General features: G+C 44.8%; 22 protein-coding genes and 1 tRNA gene. 14 read left to right on the forward strand and 9 right to left on the reverse strand.

Going from position 1 to position 15626, the window contains the following annotated elements:
• Positions 1-54: 54 nt before the first annotated feature.
• The 6 genes from ACE1CM_RS25510 to ACE1CM_RS25535 are packed head-to-tail and all read left to right on the forward strand — an operon-like array spanning position 55 to position 3693.
• Positions 55-1506, forward strand: a complete 1452-nt coding sequence (locus ACE1CM_RS25510) for a cation:proton antiporter (RefSeq protein WP_374881589.1) — start codon at positions 55-57, stop codon at positions 1504-1506.
• On the forward strand, positions 1503-1883 hold the full coding sequence (locus ACE1CM_RS25515) for a Na+/H+ antiporter subunit E (RefSeq protein ID WP_374881590.1): 381 nt from the start codon (positions 1503-1505) through the stop codon (positions 1881-1883). The genes ACE1CM_RS25510 and ACE1CM_RS25515 overlap by 4 nt, the downstream gene beginning before the upstream one ends.
• The gene (locus ACE1CM_RS25520) at positions 1883-2134 is read left to right on the forward strand and encodes a hypothetical protein (RefSeq protein ID WP_374881592.1); all 252 of its coding nucleotides are present in this window, start codon (positions 1883-1885) and stop codon (positions 2132-2134) included. Before ACE1CM_RS25515 ends, ACE1CM_RS25520 begins: the two co-directional genes overlap by 1 nt.
• Complete coding sequence (locus tag ACE1CM_RS25525; RefSeq protein ID WP_374881594.1) at positions 2131-2424, forward strand: monovalent cation/H(+) antiporter subunit G; 294 nt, start codon at positions 2131-2133, stop codon at positions 2422-2424. Before ACE1CM_RS25520 ends, ACE1CM_RS25525 begins: the two co-directional genes overlap by 4 nt.
• Positions 2405-3034 (forward strand): DUF4040 domain-containing protein, encoded by a 630-nt coding sequence (locus ACE1CM_RS25530; protein ID WP_374881596.1) that lies wholly within the window; start codon positions 2405-2407, stop codon positions 3032-3034. Before ACE1CM_RS25525 ends, ACE1CM_RS25530 begins: the two co-directional genes overlap by 20 nt.
• Positions 3031-3693 carry a Na(+)/H(+) antiporter subunit B gene (locus tag ACE1CM_RS25535; protein WP_374881598.1) on the forward strand — a complete coding sequence of 221 codons (663 nt, stop codon included), beginning with the start codon at positions 3031-3033 and terminating at the stop codon, positions 3691-3693. Before ACE1CM_RS25530 ends, ACE1CM_RS25535 begins: the two co-directional genes overlap by 4 nt.
• 672 nt (positions 3694-4365) lie before the next feature.
• Here the strand turns inward: ACE1CM_RS25535 and ACE1CM_RS25540 are convergent.
• Entirely contained in the window at positions 4366-5892 is a 1527-nt protein-coding gene (locus ACE1CM_RS25540) for a slipin family protein (protein WP_374881600.1), read from the reverse strand.
• Between the two features lie 425 nt (positions 5893-6317).
• On the opposite strand from ACE1CM_RS25540, the gene ACE1CM_RS25545 reads away from it, so the two are divergent.
• On the forward strand, positions 6318-6491 hold the full coding sequence (locus ACE1CM_RS25545; protein WP_374881601.1) for a hypothetical protein: 174 nt from the start codon (positions 6318-6320) through the stop codon (positions 6489-6491).
• A 14-nt stretch (positions 6492-6505) separates the two neighbouring features.
• Here the strand turns inward: ACE1CM_RS25545 and ACE1CM_RS25550 are convergent.
• Positions 6506-6577: transfer RNA gene (locus ACE1CM_RS25550), tRNA-Pro, on the reverse strand.
• 271 nt (positions 6578-6848) lie between these two features.
• Here ACE1CM_RS25550 and ACE1CM_RS25555 point away from each other — a divergent pair.
• Entirely contained in the window at positions 6849-7079 is a 231-nt protein-coding gene (locus tag ACE1CM_RS25555; protein ID WP_374881603.1) for a DUF433 domain-containing protein, read from the forward strand.
• Entirely contained in the window at positions 7076-7408 is a 333-nt protein-coding gene (locus ACE1CM_RS25560; protein ID WP_374881605.1) for a DUF5615 family PIN-like protein, read from the forward strand. Before ACE1CM_RS25555 ends, ACE1CM_RS25560 begins: the two co-directional genes overlap by 4 nt.
• Before the next feature lie 55 nt (positions 7409-7463).
• Here the strand turns inward: ACE1CM_RS25560 and ACE1CM_RS25565 are convergent, their stop codons facing one another.
• The 4 genes from ACE1CM_RS25565 to ACE1CM_RS25580 form a co-directional block, all read right to left on the reverse strand.
• A complete protein-coding gene (locus ACE1CM_RS25565; RefSeq protein WP_374881607.1) occupies positions 7464-8126 on the reverse strand; it encodes a hypothetical protein in 663 nt (220 codons plus the stop codon).
• Positions 8127-8207: 81 nt separating this feature from the next.
• Entirely contained in the window at positions 8208-8507 is a 300-nt protein-coding gene (locus tag ACE1CM_RS25570) for a hypothetical protein (protein WP_374881609.1), read from the reverse strand.
• Positions 8508-8581: 74 nt separating this feature from the next.
• On the reverse strand, positions 8582-9367 hold the full coding sequence (locus ACE1CM_RS25575) for a DUF4058 family protein (protein ID WP_374881611.1): 786 nt from the start codon (positions 9365-9367) through the stop codon (positions 8582-8584).
• 116 nt (positions 9368-9483) lie between these two features.
• Complete coding sequence (locus ACE1CM_RS25580; RefSeq protein WP_374881613.1) at positions 9484-9699, reverse strand: hypothetical protein; 216 nt, start codon at positions 9697-9699, stop codon at positions 9484-9486.
• 233 nt (positions 9700-9932) lie between these two features.
• On the opposite strand from ACE1CM_RS25580, the gene ACE1CM_RS25585 reads away from it, so the two are divergent.
• The 3 genes from ACE1CM_RS25585 to lhgO all read left to right on the forward strand — a co-directional run bounded on the left by ACE1CM_RS25585 (position 9933) and on the right by lhgO (position 12012).
• Positions 9933-10148 (forward strand): plasmid partition protein ParG, encoded by a 216-nt coding sequence (locus ACE1CM_RS25585; protein ID WP_374881615.1) that lies wholly within the window; start codon positions 9933-9935, stop codon positions 10146-10148.
• Between the two features lie 227 nt (positions 10149-10375).
• Positions 10376-10606, forward strand: coding sequence for a plasmid partition protein ParG (locus ACE1CM_RS25590; RefSeq protein ID WP_374881617.1), 231 nt, complete (start codon positions 10376-10378; stop codon positions 10604-10606).
• 218 nt (positions 10607-10824) lie between these two features.
• Positions 10825-12012, forward strand: coding sequence for an L-2-hydroxyglutarate oxidase (gene lhgO / locus ACE1CM_RS25595; protein ID WP_374881619.1), 1188 nt, complete (start codon positions 10825-10827; stop codon positions 12010-12012).
• A 35-nt stretch (positions 12013-12047) separates the two neighbouring features.
• On the opposite strand, the gene ACE1CM_RS25600 is transcribed toward lhgO, so the two are convergent.
• Positions 12048-12275: a hypothetical protein gene (locus ACE1CM_RS25600; RefSeq protein WP_374881621.1), complete on the reverse strand. Its 228-nt coding sequence runs from the start codon at positions 12273-12275 to the stop codon at positions 12048-12050.
• Positions 12276-12483: 208 nt separating this feature from the next.
• On the opposite strand from ACE1CM_RS25600, the gene ACE1CM_RS25605 reads away from it, so the two are divergent.
• A complete protein-coding gene (locus ACE1CM_RS25605; RefSeq protein ID WP_374881623.1) occupies positions 12484-12681 on the forward strand; it encodes a hypothetical protein in 198 nt (65 codons plus the stop codon).
• A 69-nt stretch (positions 12682-12750) separates the two neighbouring features.
• Here the strand turns inward: ACE1CM_RS25605 and ACE1CM_RS25610 are convergent, their stop codons facing one another.
• Both ACE1CM_RS25610 and ACE1CM_RS25615 read right to left on the reverse strand, forming a co-directional pair.
• On the reverse strand, positions 12751-13200 hold the full coding sequence (locus ACE1CM_RS25610) for a GFA family protein (protein ID WP_374881625.1): 450 nt from the start codon (positions 13198-13200) through the stop codon (positions 12751-12753).
• 222 nt (positions 13201-13422) lie between these two features.
• On the reverse strand, positions 13423-14400 hold the full coding sequence (locus ACE1CM_RS25615) for an NAD(P)-dependent alcohol dehydrogenase (protein ID WP_374881627.1): 978 nt from the start codon (positions 14398-14400) through the stop codon (positions 13423-13425).
• 319 nt (positions 14401-14719) lie between these two features.
• On the opposite strand from ACE1CM_RS25615, the gene ACE1CM_RS25620 reads away from it, so the two are divergent.
• Positions 14720-15367 carry a Uma2 family endonuclease gene (locus ACE1CM_RS25620; RefSeq protein WP_374881629.1) on the forward strand — a complete coding sequence of 216 codons (648 nt, stop codon included), beginning with the start codon at positions 14720-14722 and terminating at the stop codon, positions 15365-15367.
• Positions 15368-15626: the final 259 nt, after the last annotated feature.

Consider the following 15626-nt stretch of genomic DNA (forward strand, 5'->3'; position numbering starts at 1 on the left):
TTTTAAAACAGGTTTTTAGATGGTGGTTTGCTAACTCCGGTGAGGTTTTAGTTGATGAGTGAACTGACGATTGTATGGATCGCCCTACCGTTTTTTCTGGGGTTTATCGTTTTTCTGCTCCCCAAACTCGATCGGTATCTGGCACTGGTCGTGGGTCTTGTTTCATCTGGGTATGCGGCGCTGCTATTCGCCCAGCAAAATGCCTCTGGCAACCCGACGCCAACGCCGCTGACACTGCAACTACTAAATAATTTCGGCGTCACGTTAGTCGTCGATCAATTGAGCGCCTTCTTTATCTTGACTAATGCGCTGGTAACGATTGCGGTCATCTTCTACTGTTGGGAAACCGGCAAGACGGCTTTTTTTTATGCCCAGACCATCATATTACACGGCAGCGTCAATGCCGCGTTCGCCTGTGCTGACTTTATCAGTTTATACGTGGCGTTAGAGGTGAGCGGTATTGCCGCGTTTCTTTTGATCGCCTATCCCCGTAGCGATCGCTCGATTTGGGTCGCCTTGCGCTATCTGTTTGTCAGCAACACGGCAATGCTGTTTTATCTGGTGGGGGCAGTGCTTGCCTATCAGACAAGTCATACGTTTGCTTTTTCCGGATTGCGGGGCGCACCTCCGGAAGCGCTGGCGCTGATGTTTATGGGACTGTTGGTCAAGGGGGGCGTCTTTGTATCAGGATTGTGGCTACCTTTGACCCACTCGGAATCGGAAACACCAGTATCGGCATTGCTGTCGGGAGTTGTGGTAAAAGCTGGTGTCTATCCCCTGGTGCGTTGTGCCCTAACTTTGGAGGAGGTCGATCCGATCGTCAGAATGTTCGGAGTTGGGACGGCGCTGTTGGGAGTGTTCTATGCCGTGTTTGAAAAAGATACCAAGCGGATGCTGGCGTTTCACACGGTTTCCCAGTTAGGCTTTATCCTCTCTGCACCTGCGGTGGGAGGCTTTTATGCCCTAACTCACGGACTGGTCAAAGCGGCGCTGTTCCTGATCGCGGGAAGTTTACCCAGCCGAAATTTCAAGGAACTGCAACTCAAGCAGATCAATACCCCGGTGTGGATTGCCCTGGTGCTGGCTAGCTTCTCGATTTCCGGCTTTCCCATGTTGTCAGGTTTTGGGGCGAAGGTGTTGACGACGAAGAATTTTTTGCCTTGGCAAGAGATCGCTATGAACGTTGCAGCACTAGGAACGGCAATTTCGTTTGCCAAATTCATCTTTCTCCCTCCTGGGGGACATGAAGAAGTAAAACTCGGTTTCTGGGTAGCTACGATTTTGTTGCTCGGCGGCCTGATGGCGGCAAATAGTGTGTATTACGAGGCGTATACCTTTGAGAATATCATCAAACCACTCGCAACCATCGCCGTGGGATGGGTGGCGTATTTTTTGATTTTTCGCCGGACAGTACTCAAACTGCCGCGTTTACTCGAAGAATTTGACAATCTGATCGGTTTTATGAGCCTGATTTCGATCCTACTATTCTGGTTGGCACTGGCATGATTGGACATCTAATATTCCGACTGACCTTGTGGTTTCTGCTCACCGCCAATGGGAGCGTGGAAAATATCATTATCGGCATCGTCATCGCCCTTTTATTGCCGCGCACCTACACAGCCCCGGAAAGATTAAAGGATTTCCTACAGGTACTTGGTAAAATCCTCTTGGCGATTCCACAGGCATACATCGAGGCATTTGAAATCCTCCTGCGTCCCCATAACCATGAAGACGTCATCCTGGAACGGGTGCCATCAAAGCGATCGCCCCGACTCATATTCTTGGATGTATTTCTGATTACCTTTACCCCCAAGACCATTGTCTTGAAATACAACGAAGAGGGGTGGTACGAAGTACACCGGGTTATCCGGAGGAAAAATTGATGAACCTGATACTGATTGCCATGATTCTGGCACTGCTCATACCCATTTACGATGCATGGAAGGAAGATGATATCTGGCAGACAATGTTGGCACTTGCCAGTATTTCGACCAAGGCGGCGGTGACGATCCTATTTGTATCCGTCTTGCGGGATGATTGGATGATCGGTGTTGTGGGGGCGATCGTTCTGAGTGTGGGTAATGCTGGATTAATGTTGCTGGCGCATATACTCAAAAGGATGAATGATGCATGATAGACGTACTTAGTTATACCTGCATCGGCGTAGGTATTGTCTTCTGGTTTTGGGGCACCTCTCACCTGATCGGCAAGCGATCAGTATTATTCAAGCTGCATAGTCTTTCGGTTTCAGATACCCTCGGATCGATCGCTATCATCGTCGGACTGCTGCTAAAGAGACCGAATGAATGGCCCTTGCTGATCCTCGCCATCATCTGTTTGGCAATGTGGAACACAATGTTGGGGTACGTGTTGGCATACTGTTCCAATAGCGGGGAGACGGTGAATGATAGCTACGAACGATGACTATATCTATGTCATAGTCGCTCTGATGCCGTTGTCCGCCTGCATGTTGGTGTTTCAGGTCAATCCATTCCATGCGCTGGTAATTCGCGGCATACTGGGAGCGGTGTCGGCCTTGATATATTCAATTTTGGGCGCGGCGGATGTGGCTTTGACCGAAGCATTGGTAGGAACCTTGCTGGCGATTAGTCTCTATGCGATCGCCGTCCGTTCATCCCTAGTACTGCGCCTTGGCGTCCTCGAAGATGAAGTGAAACACGAGGCACACAGCGATCCAGATTTTGGGCCATTGCTAGAGAAGTTACGCACCATTTTTGCCAAACGCTATATGCGTTTGGAACTGGTGCCCTACACAAATACCCAAGCTTTACACCGCGCGCTAATCGAGAAAGAAATCCATGCTACCTGTATCCCATCGGAATTCAGGGTTCCGGACAGCTCACAGTATGAGGCAGAAAGGCAACCATATCACACCGCGACTAGAGTTAAACGCATCTATGAAATCATGGAAGCCGAACTTTGGTCGCGAGGCACAACCCTCGATTACGTAAATACACTAGATGATATTGCAACAAATGTAACTAAACCAGCATTAGAGGAGCAGCATTCATGAAATGGTTATACATTGCAGCGGGGATAGCGCTGTACGTCAAAATGCTACTCATGCAAAATCCGGCACCGGACTTATCCGGGATGTCTATCACCGAATTGGTGGTAAAAGATTGTGGGTTGCCCAATGCGGTTTCGGGTATCATTTTCCGCAATCGCTTGTATGACACGATCTACGAAGTGGTGGTGTTTACAATCGCGATCTTGGGAGCGAGTTTTCTGCTGGCGAATGAAAGACAGTCCTGCGCGATTTATCAGTTCAAAGATGAACCATCAATTGTGCTGGCGCGTCTGGGAGCAACCATTTCGGCGTTGGTGGGTATCGAACTGGCGATTCGGGGGCATTTAAGTCCGGGGGGTGGTTTTGCCGCCGGGGTGGCGGGGGGAACCGCAATCGGACTCGTGGCGATTACCTCATCACCCCAGTTGATGCAGAAGATCTACAAGCGCTGGCACGCCGCTACATGGGAGAAAGTCTCGGTTCTGGTTTTCATTGTCCTGTCGGTTATCACCCTAGCTGGATATGAATTACCCCACGGAGAGTTGGGGGCGCTTTTCAGCGGGGGTATTGTCCCCATCCTCAACATCCTGGTGGCAGTAAAAGTCGCCTTGGGGTCGTGGGCGGTGATTTTGGTGTTTATTCGTTATCGCGGATTGTTGTGACGGATGGGGTGCGCGATTGCTCACAGGCGTCGTCCTAGCGCGATCGCACCTCCAGTGCAGTGAACTGAGCGTGAGCGAAGCGTCTCCCGCGCCAGAATCGCTTCCCCCGCTCTGTCAAAATGGGTCAAAGGCACTTACTGCGATCGCTCGCTCATTGATACTTTTTGCTCAAAACTCGAACCTGATTACTCAAACTTTCCAGCTCATGACTCGGAAGATCGAGTTCTGACCTCGAACTTTCCAGCTCAGGACTCGGAAGATCGAGTTCTGAACTCGAAGTTTCCAGCTCAGGACTGGGAAAATCGAGTTCAAACCCTGGTAATTGCAGTTAGGATCTGGGACAATGGTGTTCCAAGCTCGATTGTTGGAGTGCAGAACTCGAAAGCTTGAGTGTTTGGCACCGGACCTCAATACAAACTTGTTCTACCCACAAGCTACGAGATGGCGATCGCTCTTTTAACCTCAGGACTTACGCAAAGGATCTAAATGTAGGGTGCGTTAGTAGCGTAACGCACCGCAAACCACATATGGTGTTGCTGCGCAAGTCCTGAACCTGTTGCGATCTGTTGCTTTCCTCGCGTTGTTGCGATCGAGGGGAAAGACTGCGATCGGTTTTGCTGGTGCGCCGAAGCACGATCGCACCCGATGGGTAGTTCATAAAATCAGGCAGGTTTATTGCCGATTAATCCGAATCAACTCGGTCAAGATACTATCCAAACTGCCGTTGACTTGAATTTTCTCAATCTTCTCTGCAATTCGTTCCAGTACTTCCAGTTCCTTCAAACGCAATGCTACGGGATTATCCTCCATTACTCTGGCAGTATTCAACATACTGCGAGTAGCAGCAGTTTCTTCGCGACGCCGGACTACGTTTGCTTGGGCAGCTTTTTCCGCTTCCACTACCTTGCTCAAAATAGTTTTAATCTCACCAGGAAGAATGATATCTTTCACGCCAACCGAATCGACCGCGATTCCATAGTCTGCGGTTTTGCTGCGAATCGATTCCGCGATGCTTCTATCAATTGCGCCTTTATCCTCCAGCAAGGCATCTAGGGTTTTTTCCCCAACCGCAGCGCGCAAAGCAAACTGCAATTCTTTGTACAAATACCCAGAAATATCCGACAAACTATTTTTGGATCTCAGCGGATCTATAATGCGGAAACCCGCTGTTAAATTCAAGCGCAAAGGTACTTTATCTTTAGAAAGAATGTCTTGACCGGATACTTCCATAGTTTGTTGGCGCAGGTCAAAAACTTCCGCCTTCAAAGAGCGACCAAATATCCACCATGCGTGTATCCCTGGATCTAGTTGCGCTTGAAATTCTTGATTAACGTACAGCAATCCTACATGCTGTGCCGGTACTTCGCAAATATGCAAGCTTTTGCAGAGCAAATTTAACACTTCTGGCAATCCCGAAACTAACTCGGAAACCAAGCGAGGCGGCAACTTAGCATCAGCAGAAATATCAATAATTTCCACTTCAACGCCTTGCCAAAACAGCTTGCGACTTGCAGGCGGTAAGATGGAAATGACTTTACTTTGATATCGCACGATCGCGACTTGCTGGCTCAATAATTGAACTATTTCGCAGTAAGATTGTACAAATTCAGGATGTTTTTCAATCAGTACATCTTCGAGGGGAAAATTTGGATTTGGCGCAATTCTACTGAGATTCTGAACTTTAACATCCCTGTCAAAAAACCAGAAAGCATACTCGCCAGATTCTAGGGGTCGAACAAAATTACTCTGGACGTATAGTAAACCAATCTCATCCTCCGATATTAGAAACTTTTTCAATCCATTTAAGGTAACTCCCCTTACTTGCTGCACCAACTGGGCGGGTAATTCCAAGCTTTCTTCTAAGTTAAAAAGATGGGTTTCTACCTCAATAAAACCGCGCCAAAAAGCCCGCAGTTGATTCGGTGCAATCCCAATCCAGTTCTGCCCCAAGCGTACTAAAGCAGCTTGATTGAATCCGGTTCGCACTACTACAAGATATTGTTCTAATTCAGAACTGTTATTTCGCAGCAATAATTCCAGGTTTTCAATCTTTGCTTCTGGTTGGTTCAGGTCATAGGTTTTTACTTGCCAATGCCAACCAAAGTATGTATAAGTACCGGGCTGCAAAATTTTCTTAAAATCGCTGCGGTGATATAAGATTCCAATTTCATTGGGTTTGATATAAAAGGTTTTCCACATAGAAATTTTGATAGATAACTTGGGCATTCTTAACCGACGCAGAAGGTTTGATAAAAACATTTATCCCACAATAATCAAATTTTGGTACATGTATAATACATAAGTTTTCAAACTCTCCAATGTAGGTGCTTACAGTTAGGTGCGGGCGAATGCCTGCGCCAGGAGCGAAGCTAATCGCATCTCGAAAACTGGATTAAGATTGCTCTTGCCTTTCCTAAACTACCCAAAGGCAATCCAGAAAAAAACAACAGCGCTCAAAGCAAGCCGTTCGTTTTGCCAAATGTGGAAAGCGAAGGGACAGACTCAAGTTAGGGAGGAATGCGATCGCTAGCCACCCCAGTACGAGTACCGCGCTAGCACCTTCACAGTCACTACCTTTCATCACAAAGTCACAATCGGTAGCAAAACACCTACATCGCGAGAGCTTGTCAGATAAACAAATCTCACCACTCAGGGATTTCTCCCAAAACGGTTTATTTGGCTTGCAGTCGCCTTGTCCACAACAAGGTGCCCTTACCCAGGGCGAGGGTGTGTTGGTGGAAAGTGCAGGAATCGAACCTGCAACAAATCGCCGATACAGCGATCGCTCTTCCAATTGAGCTAACTTCCGGGGCGTTTGATGTAGGATTTGAACCTACGTCACACCGAATCCAATTCGGCTGCTCTACCACTGAGCTAATCAAACTGTAAAATAGCGATCCATCGCTCGGCGGTATACGCACAACTCCAGAGGGTGGCGCACCAGTCGGGCATACAGAACCCGAACCACGGCTGGGCCGATGTATTACTACCTTATTACTTAATGTAGCATAAAGGAAGCGGAAGCGACACCGTGGAATTACTGGCGATAATCTCCTATCCTTCCATTGCAGCGCAATGTTAGGCTGCTCTAGACTGAGAGTAATTACTTGGAACGCAAAAACTTAGACAGGAATACTATACAGTCTATAAACACTATGAGCTATCGCGATATTATTACGATTGAGCCAGATAAGCGAGGCGGTAAGCCCTGTATACGACGGATGAGAATCACAGTGTACGATGTTCTGGGCTGGCTAGCAGTTGGCATGTCTCATGCCGAGATTTTAGAAGACTTCCCTGAATTAACAGAAGAGGACATTAGAGCTTGTTTAGAGTTTGCTGCTGACCGCGAACATCGTTTAGTTGCTTCGGTAGGTGCTGCTTGAAGCTGCTTTTTGATCAAAATTTGAGCCGAAAGCTAGTGACTCGATTGGCAGACATCTTCTCTGATTGTAGTCATGTTCAGTTTCACGGGTTGGCAGAGCAAACTGATACCGAAATATGGGAATTTGCCAGAACCAACAACTTTTGCATCGTCACTCAAGATGCAGACTTTGCGGAAAGAAGTCGTCTGTATGGTTCTCCGCCAAAAGTTGTATGGCTGCGCTGTGGGAATGCACCAACTAACCAAGTTGAAGCTCTAATTCGCTCTGGAACAGAAGCAATTCAAGAACTTCTGAACGATCCCAATCTACATTGCTTAGAACTGTACTAAATTTATCCCCGTTCCTTTCACGATACATAGTAGGCACAGTGCAGCCAATAGAATTTTATAGAGAATTGCGGGTGATGAAATTTCTAACTCCATCAAGCATTAGTTTAACCTGTTCCTCGCTATACTCCCCATACCTTGCGTGTGCAGCTTTATTTCTAAGATCTAACCATGCTGTCACCTGCTTCTGGTCAAGTTTGGTGTAGATCTTGGTGCTGCTTAGCTGTGAATTTAATCTATCTGCTTTGCGTGGTACTGATTTACCATTGCTAAAATCTTCAACATCAAGTGCAGCTTTCTGACAAAGTTGACGGAGATGCTCTTCCAGAACCCCACCTATCATAACTGCCGCTGCATCCTTATAATGCTCATCAAGCAGGTGTTCTGCCATTTCCAAGAAGTCTGCGAAAACTTCTGCTGAAATTAGTCCGCGTGTTGTCTGCAACCAACCACCATCTAGCTCGTTGCGAATAGCAGTTAAAATCCCAAGAGCTAGCTTAATGTTGTACCAGCTTATGTCCGTAACTTGCTTGTCAAACTCTTTGTAATAAGTGTGTTCTATACCGTAAACACGCTCAATAAATGATAATGAACCTGACCTCAAATTTGAAAAAATATCTGGAGCGATATCTTTATAGTTACTCGCTACTGACTCAGCAAAAGTTTTATTCGCAAGTTTGATTAATTCATCAGCTCGTCCAGTAATATCTTCAAGAAGCATAAACAGTACACAACGATATTGTCAATACAAATTATATCGAAGTTAACCAACCAAATATCGCCACGCTTGGGCTGCTCGGCGTTAGTAGTCGATGATGTCACCTGCCATTAACTCCTGCCATTCAGAATCTTCTTGATAGTGAGCAAGCATTGCTTCTGCTTGAGTTTCCAGAATACGTCTGCGTTCAGACATTGGTAACTTAAGGAAATCTTGACGCTGCTCCAAAGTAAGAGTTTGTTCTTCAGCAGATGATTCAGCAACAGCGGGTTCTGAAATTATAATCACTATTTCGACAGTTTGCCCCACTGAAAGAGTTGGAGCTTGAATTTCAATTCTATTGCCTGGTAGTACTTTTGTTGTTGTATATAAAGTTGATTTCACTGGTTTAACTTACCCTTGTAAAATCCTCTTTATATATTAGCACAACAATCAAGAGTTAGAAAAATTTTCGGTTTTTACCTCAATCCTTGTTGTCGCAAGACTTCATCAACCCAAGCTGCATCTGTTTCCGATAAAGCTGGTACGGGAGAGTTGCTGTAATTTATTCTCAAGCCATAACTTCCTTGGTCGTAAATTTCATGCAACAACCTTTGTAAATCTAGGATTGGTTCCGCATCTCCTGGTTGTAAAGGCAAGGAAAACTGAGGAATTCTATTCTGTAAATTAAACGCATATAGTAAAGCTCTGGGACGAGTTTCGCTACGACTGACTAAAATGCGATAATGGCTTGAGATCGCTACATTTAAAACTGGCATAGCTTCCCCTTGTCGCAGCAAATCAATTTCTACTAAATGGGTGCTGCTGCCTAAAATTTTTTGCCGTTTTGTTTCGTATTGCAGGCGACCAATTACCGATTGTTTATTTTTAGGCGATAAAACTTCAATTGCGGCGATGACTTCTTCGGTTTCTAACGCGCGAATTTCTAGATAGCTTTCTGTTAAAATTTCTGGTATCGGAATTGTCACTTCTATCGGTTGTGCAGAAGGATCGGCAACAGCAATATTAGATTCAGTTGCATTCGTGAGTGCTAATACTCGTTGTACCGCGACATCGAGAATGCCAACTAAGACAGACTTTTCTCCACTCATTTCATACACTCGCTCCTCAATTGCGGCAATATATTTAGGTCGTAAATAGGGATTGAGATCGTTGGCGATCGCTGTAATCAATCGGTGATGAATTCCCGCCCACAATGCAGGATGCTCTAAATAAGGATTCATCCCTGGAAATGGAGATGGCATAATTGTAATTGTGGCAAAATTTATTCTGCGATTAACCCAATGATATCAATTAGTTACTAGGGTGCGTGACAAAATTATGTCACGCACCAAACTTTTACTGATATGCGATCGCAACCTTACCCACCGATTGCTTCTTGATTCCAATCGCCATCAAATACAATCTCAAACTTGGCTTTTGGGATAAATCGTCGCAATGCCCGCAGATGATCTTCCGCGTCTTGCCGATTGCGAAAGCGAGCGATCGTGCGATGACAAGCATTCGGCAGCATAATCGCAATTGTCCAGACGTGCAGATCTAGGTATCTGCTCGGATGAATTTGTTGAGTATTCATGGTAAAATCAGAGGTGAATTGTGTGTAAAAGCGGCTTTTTGTGCATTTTAAAGCCGTTTTTGCGAATAAAAGTGTGTCCGCCCAAGTTTATCTATGGCTGAGATATCCATAGTTATGAGCTTGGGCGTTTTTCGTTTACGAGTTTTAAGAACACTCCCTACTCGTAAACTTGCAACCCAGTAAGCGCGTAAAGGCAAAACAGTAGGATACGAAAGTAGGCGTATAGGGAATTTGTGGCAGTGGCGAAATTACCGCCGAACATGACCGAACTCAGCAGCTACGTCGATAAAGACTTAAAGCTGAGATTTAAACTGGCTTGCACAGCCAAACAAAAAACAATGAGCGAAGTGATAACCGATCTGATAGAGGAATGGTTAGAACAAAACGAGGCTCCCCCTCCTGGCAAGACCAGTAATCAAGGCAAGGGGGATAGTTCAGATGGCTCTTAAGCAACTGAGTATTCATGGCTAATCAAGAGATGAATTGTGTGTAAAAACGGCTTTTTGTGCATTTTAAAGCCGTTTTGAGCAATCAAAGTGTGTCCGCCCAAGTTTATCTATGGCTGATTTGCCGTAGTTCTAAGCTTGGGCGTTTTTGGTTTACGAGTCAGATTATAGCACGTAAGCACGTAATCATGTCAACATGTAAAAAAAAGTCAACCTAAGCATGTGAGAAAATGGAATCCCATGTAAACGAAGCTTCTGATGGTTTGGTAGTGGCAAGTAGACGCAATGACCCCAACTACGCTCAAGTGAGCGGGTATATAACCAAGGAATTAGCGATGAGATTTAAGATTGCTTGCACTGCTAAGGAAGTCAGTCAGACAGATGCATTAGAGGAAGCTGTCAGACTCTGGCTAGAAGAAAACGAACCCCCCGCAGTCGCCAAAGGTAAGGGGTATGAATGAACGTTGCTCAGAGACAATGGGATGTAAGGGAGACTGATTGATTTGCAAAGATTATCGATTAGCTAGCGAACGATAAGTAGGTTATGGGGATGAGGCGAAGTCTCTCCCCTAATTCTCCCCTTGATAGGCAAATCAGTAATTTTACTCGCTGACAAATAGATTGCAACTGGTTCAAAATCGCTTTATTACAAACAATTTTTTAGCATAGGTGGTAATCGATGTACGATTTTGCAATTATCGGCGGCGGCATAGTTGGTCTTGCTACTGGCATGGCATTGATGGAAAAATATCCCCATGCCCGCCTAGTCGTCCTAGAAAAAGAAAGCAGCTTGGCGTATCATCAAACAGGACATAACAGCGGCGTTATCCACTCTGGTATTTATTACAAACCAGGCAGTCTCAAAGCCCGCTTGTGCCGCGAAGGCAGTCAATCTATCGTAGAATTTTGTCAGAAATATAACATTGCCCACGAAGTCTGCGGTAAAGTTATCGTCGCGACGCAAGAAAAGGAACTGCCCTTACTAGAAAACCTCTACCAACGAGGTTTAGAAAATGGCTTAAAAGTTGCCAAAATTACCGCAGAACAAGTCAAAGAAATCGAACCCTATGTTACTTGCTTGGCGGGAATTCAAGTCTTTACCACTGGCATTGTTGACTATCGGCAAGTTTGCCAGAAATACGGGGAGTTGATCCAATCCCAGGGAGGCGAGATTTGTCTGGGTACTAAAGTTGAGAAAATTATCGCCACCGATAACAGTCAAATCCTGGAAACCAACAAAGGCAAGTTCGAGACCAAGTTTATTATCAACTGTGCGGGATTGTATAGCGATCGCATCGCCAAACTGGGTAACGCCAACCCCGAAGCCAAAATTATCCCATTCCGGGGCGAATACTACGAATTAGTACCAGAAAAACGCTATTTTGTCAAGGGATTAATATATCCAGTTCCCAACCCGGCGTTTCCTTTCCTCGGCGTCCACTTTACCCGCATGATCGATGGTAGCGTCCACGCTGGACCGAATGCCGTCCTGAGTTTAAAGCGGGAAGGTTATAAAAAAACCGACTTCGATTTGCGAGATTTTAGCGAAATTATCGCTTACCCTGGTTTGTGGAAACTCGCCGCCAAATATGCCGATGAAGGCATCCAAGAAATTATTCGCTCTTTTAGTAAAGCAGCGTTTGTGCGGAGCTTGCAACAGCTAATTCCTGAAGTTCAAGCAGAAGATGTTGTCCCTGCTGGTGCTGGGGTGCGCGCCCAAGCTTTAATGAACGATGGGAAACTCGTGGACGACTTTTTGATTATCCAGGCCAAAAATACTTTACACGTTTGCAATGCACCTTCTCCGGCGGCGACTTCTTCGATTGAAATAGGGCGTGCGATCGCCGAGCAAATTTCTTTGAGCTAACCTGCTTTTAGGTAGTAGGTATTGACTATATCCTACTACTTACTACCTACTGCTACAAGCTCTTTAACCTGACGATTCTGAGTAATATTATGCGCCTCGCGCTGAACGTAACCAAAAGCCACAGCATCTTGTAGCGTTATCAGGGCTTCAATATCCTCTGTCGTTACACAACTTTCAAACAATTGGCTAATTTTATTTTCAGTTTCCAGTGACAGGTAACCGTTCTGCAAGGTTTCTTTGACTAATTGATAGATAGATACCATTGTGTACTTCGCTGACTGTTAGTTTGAGTTAATTTTTTTATATTATCACCCACCTGATTCACAAATGTGTAACTTTTAACACAATTATTTTAAAGTTTTTTCTTTTTATCTGCGAGCAATATTTAGACTATTTTTATGATTTTTAAGCTAAGTTCACAAAACAATACACTAATTTGTATAAATATTTCTAAGCCAGAAACCCGGTTTTTTGAAAAAACCGGGTTTCTGGCCTGAAAACAGAAGCAAGCACCGATGCGATCGCGCTTTCCTTAACTTCCCAAATCTCTCGTTATATCAGGAACCAATTTTTGGAACTGCCCTGGTTCAAAGCATATCGGAATTATTAGGAACGAGAATTAATCAGGGTGCGATCGCTATTGCCTTGCCAATTAAAGTTCTGCCTTAATTCCCGCGCCCACTTCAATTAAGCATCTGAGTTTTTGGCGTAGTCTTCTGCATTCGACTTCAGACGGTGTTACTCACTTTGAAATAGCTCAAACAGTTGGGTAAAGTCGCCCGGTTGCGCCTCGTAGTTTAACATTTGTTCGCTGAGAACGACCCACTTTTGAGAACTTCTAGTCCAGAGATTTCCCACAGGATTGAGCCAACTTGTATCATCTAATGTTCCAGGTTTAACGTTGGTAATTTTGGGATTTCGGGCAGGATTATGAAATATTCTCGTCCCGCACTCTCCACAAAAGAAGCAAATAACTTCACGTCCGCTGTCAGAGACTCGCTTCCATTGTTTCGGTTTTCCTTGGGTAATAACAACTGCATCGCGGGCAACTGGCATCGACATTCCAAATGCACTCGAAGATTGCTTCTGACATTCTTTGCAATGACAAACATACAGCGTCAAAGGTTCAGCGCGGATCTCATATCGAATTTGCCCGCATTGACATCCTCCAGTATAAGGAGCGGTCATAGTTATCGCCCTAGATTAACTGCTCGTGTTTATTATCTGCGATCGCCGAAGCACTTTTGGGACTTAACAACGTAGTCAGTGCATCATGTTTGACTAGGTGCGATCGCTGATACAGAAATTACGCAGCTAGCATATCAGTTTGTTCGTAGTAGGCACTTTAGTGCTTCAAGATAGGCACTTCAGTGCCTACTACAAACATCAGCCGCTTGTTGGGTTGTGTTTTCAGGGGGCGATAGTTATGACTACATTTCCCTTTTTATGTCCTGTCTCGATATACCTATGAGCTTCGGCAGTTTGTTTTAAAGGATAACTTCTATCAACGATCGATTTTATCTTTCCTGCTTCAATACACTCCTTCAGTTCATTGAGGAGGACTCGAAGTTCTGAAACCGGACGCAGACCTGTGGCAGAAAACTTCGCTTTCTTACTACCAACCTTGGAAGTCCAAATCATTTCAAACAGAAGAGGTAAACTGAGAACAGGTGAAAGATAGACCCCATTTTCCCTCAGCGAACCTTTACAACGTGAAAATGAACTCTTACCAACCGTGTCAAAAATAATGTCGTAGGTCTGTCCAGTTTTGGTGAAATCTTCTTTTGTATAATCAATAACCTTGTCAGCACCCAAAGACTTCACCATTTCTAAATTTGTAGTACTGCATACCCCCGTCACTTCTGCCCCAAAGTATTTAGCAATCTGCACCGCAGCGCTACCTAAACTCCCAGAAGCACCATTGATCAGAACCCTTTGTCCGCACTGAATTTGTCCAATATCTTTAAGAAAACTCCATGAGGTTAAAGCACCATCACAGAGGGGGGCAGCTTCTTCATAAGTCATGTTGTACGGTAATGTTGCCAACACACCATCTTCCGGCAAACACACATACTCGGCATTTGTACTAAACCCGATGCCAGTTTCTCCAAAAACAGAGTCCCCTTCTTTAAATAGCTTTACTTCTTTTCCAACTGCTTCAATAGTTCCGGCAAACCCAGTTCCAGTTATGGGATTTTTAGGTCTTTTAAGACCAAGAAATAACCTGCCATAAAATGGTGTTCCCTGACGCATCATGCAGTCTGCTGCCGTTGCGCTTGCTACATATACTCTGATTAAGACCTCATTGTCCTTTGGAGTAGGTTTTTCAACCTCTTTCAGTTCAAGAACATCTGGCGATCCGTACTTAGTGCATACAATTGCTTTCATGACTCTTCTCCAAGACTACTTTGGGTGTGGTTCAAATTTATCCTACGAGTTCGCCGATTCAATTTCCGGACTTAGCAACTTAGCCAATTGGTGATGTTTGTTTTGGTGCGATCGCACTGAGATAATCTTACTAGCAGGTTAAGGCAAAGTATAGTTTGTGACACTGCTGCATATCAGTACCAATGAAGAAGCTCGCCTATTTCCACATGCGCTGCTAATGAATTTTACTCGAGTAGAGATCGCCTAAATTATATATAATTAAATAAAGCCTGCGACATATGAACTTAAAATAAAATCATAAAGTATTAGAGGTTTAACCATGATTGCAATCAAAGATAAACTAACAATAGATACCTGGGTCACAGCAAATTGGAATGAATTTATCGAGGTCTCGGAAAATCCCGCCTATCAAAAAGCCAGGTGCTACTATTACAACGGAAAAATGAGGATTGAAACAATGTCAATTGGGCCAGACCATGCCAGCCAGCATGGAACAATGACATTTGCTATCAACTTATTCTGCACCTTCAAAGGCATTCCTCATCGGGGACTGGTGAATTGTAGCTATCGGAAAACAGGCGTGCGGGAATCTCAACCTGATATATCTTATTACTTAAGAGAAAGAGTTCAATCAGCACCTACAGGGAGTTCCGTTGTCGATCTAGATCAATTCTCACCGCCTAATTTAGCAATTGAAATTGCCGATACCACTTTATCTGATGATAAAGGTGAGAAGCGGTTATTGTCTGAAGAATTAAAAGTAGATGAATATTGGGTAGTAGATGTACAAAAAGCCCAAATTTTGGCATTTGAAATCTTAGCCGATGGTGGAAGTCGGCGGATTTACCAATCTCAGGCATTACCAGAGTTAGCTATCTCTGTATTAGAAGAAGCATTAGAACGTAGCAGACAACCAGATCAGTCACAAGTAGCAACGTGGTTAGTAACCCAATTTCAGCAAGTGTAGAAATAGAGAGAAAGCGATATGCCGCAGGCACTCTCTGCGCGATCGCACAGTTTATTTTTTAAGTATGCGATCGCTCTTTCCTTACAGCGAATTGCAGCCGTATGAGGTACAGCGTTTTCGCTGAGTTTGTCAAGCGCGCACCCTTAAGGGTGCCCGCACACTGCTGTGATACCTCACTCGCTTGCAAGCCGCTATAACTTCCCAAATCTCTCGTTACGTCGCGAACCAATTTTCTACTGTAACTCCCCTCACTCTAAGC

Origin of the sequence: Microseira sp. BLCC-F43 (genome assembly GCF_041929235.1) — a bacterium.
GTDB lineage: Bacteria > Cyanobacteriota > Cyanobacteriia > Cyanobacteriales > Aerosakkonemataceae > Microseira.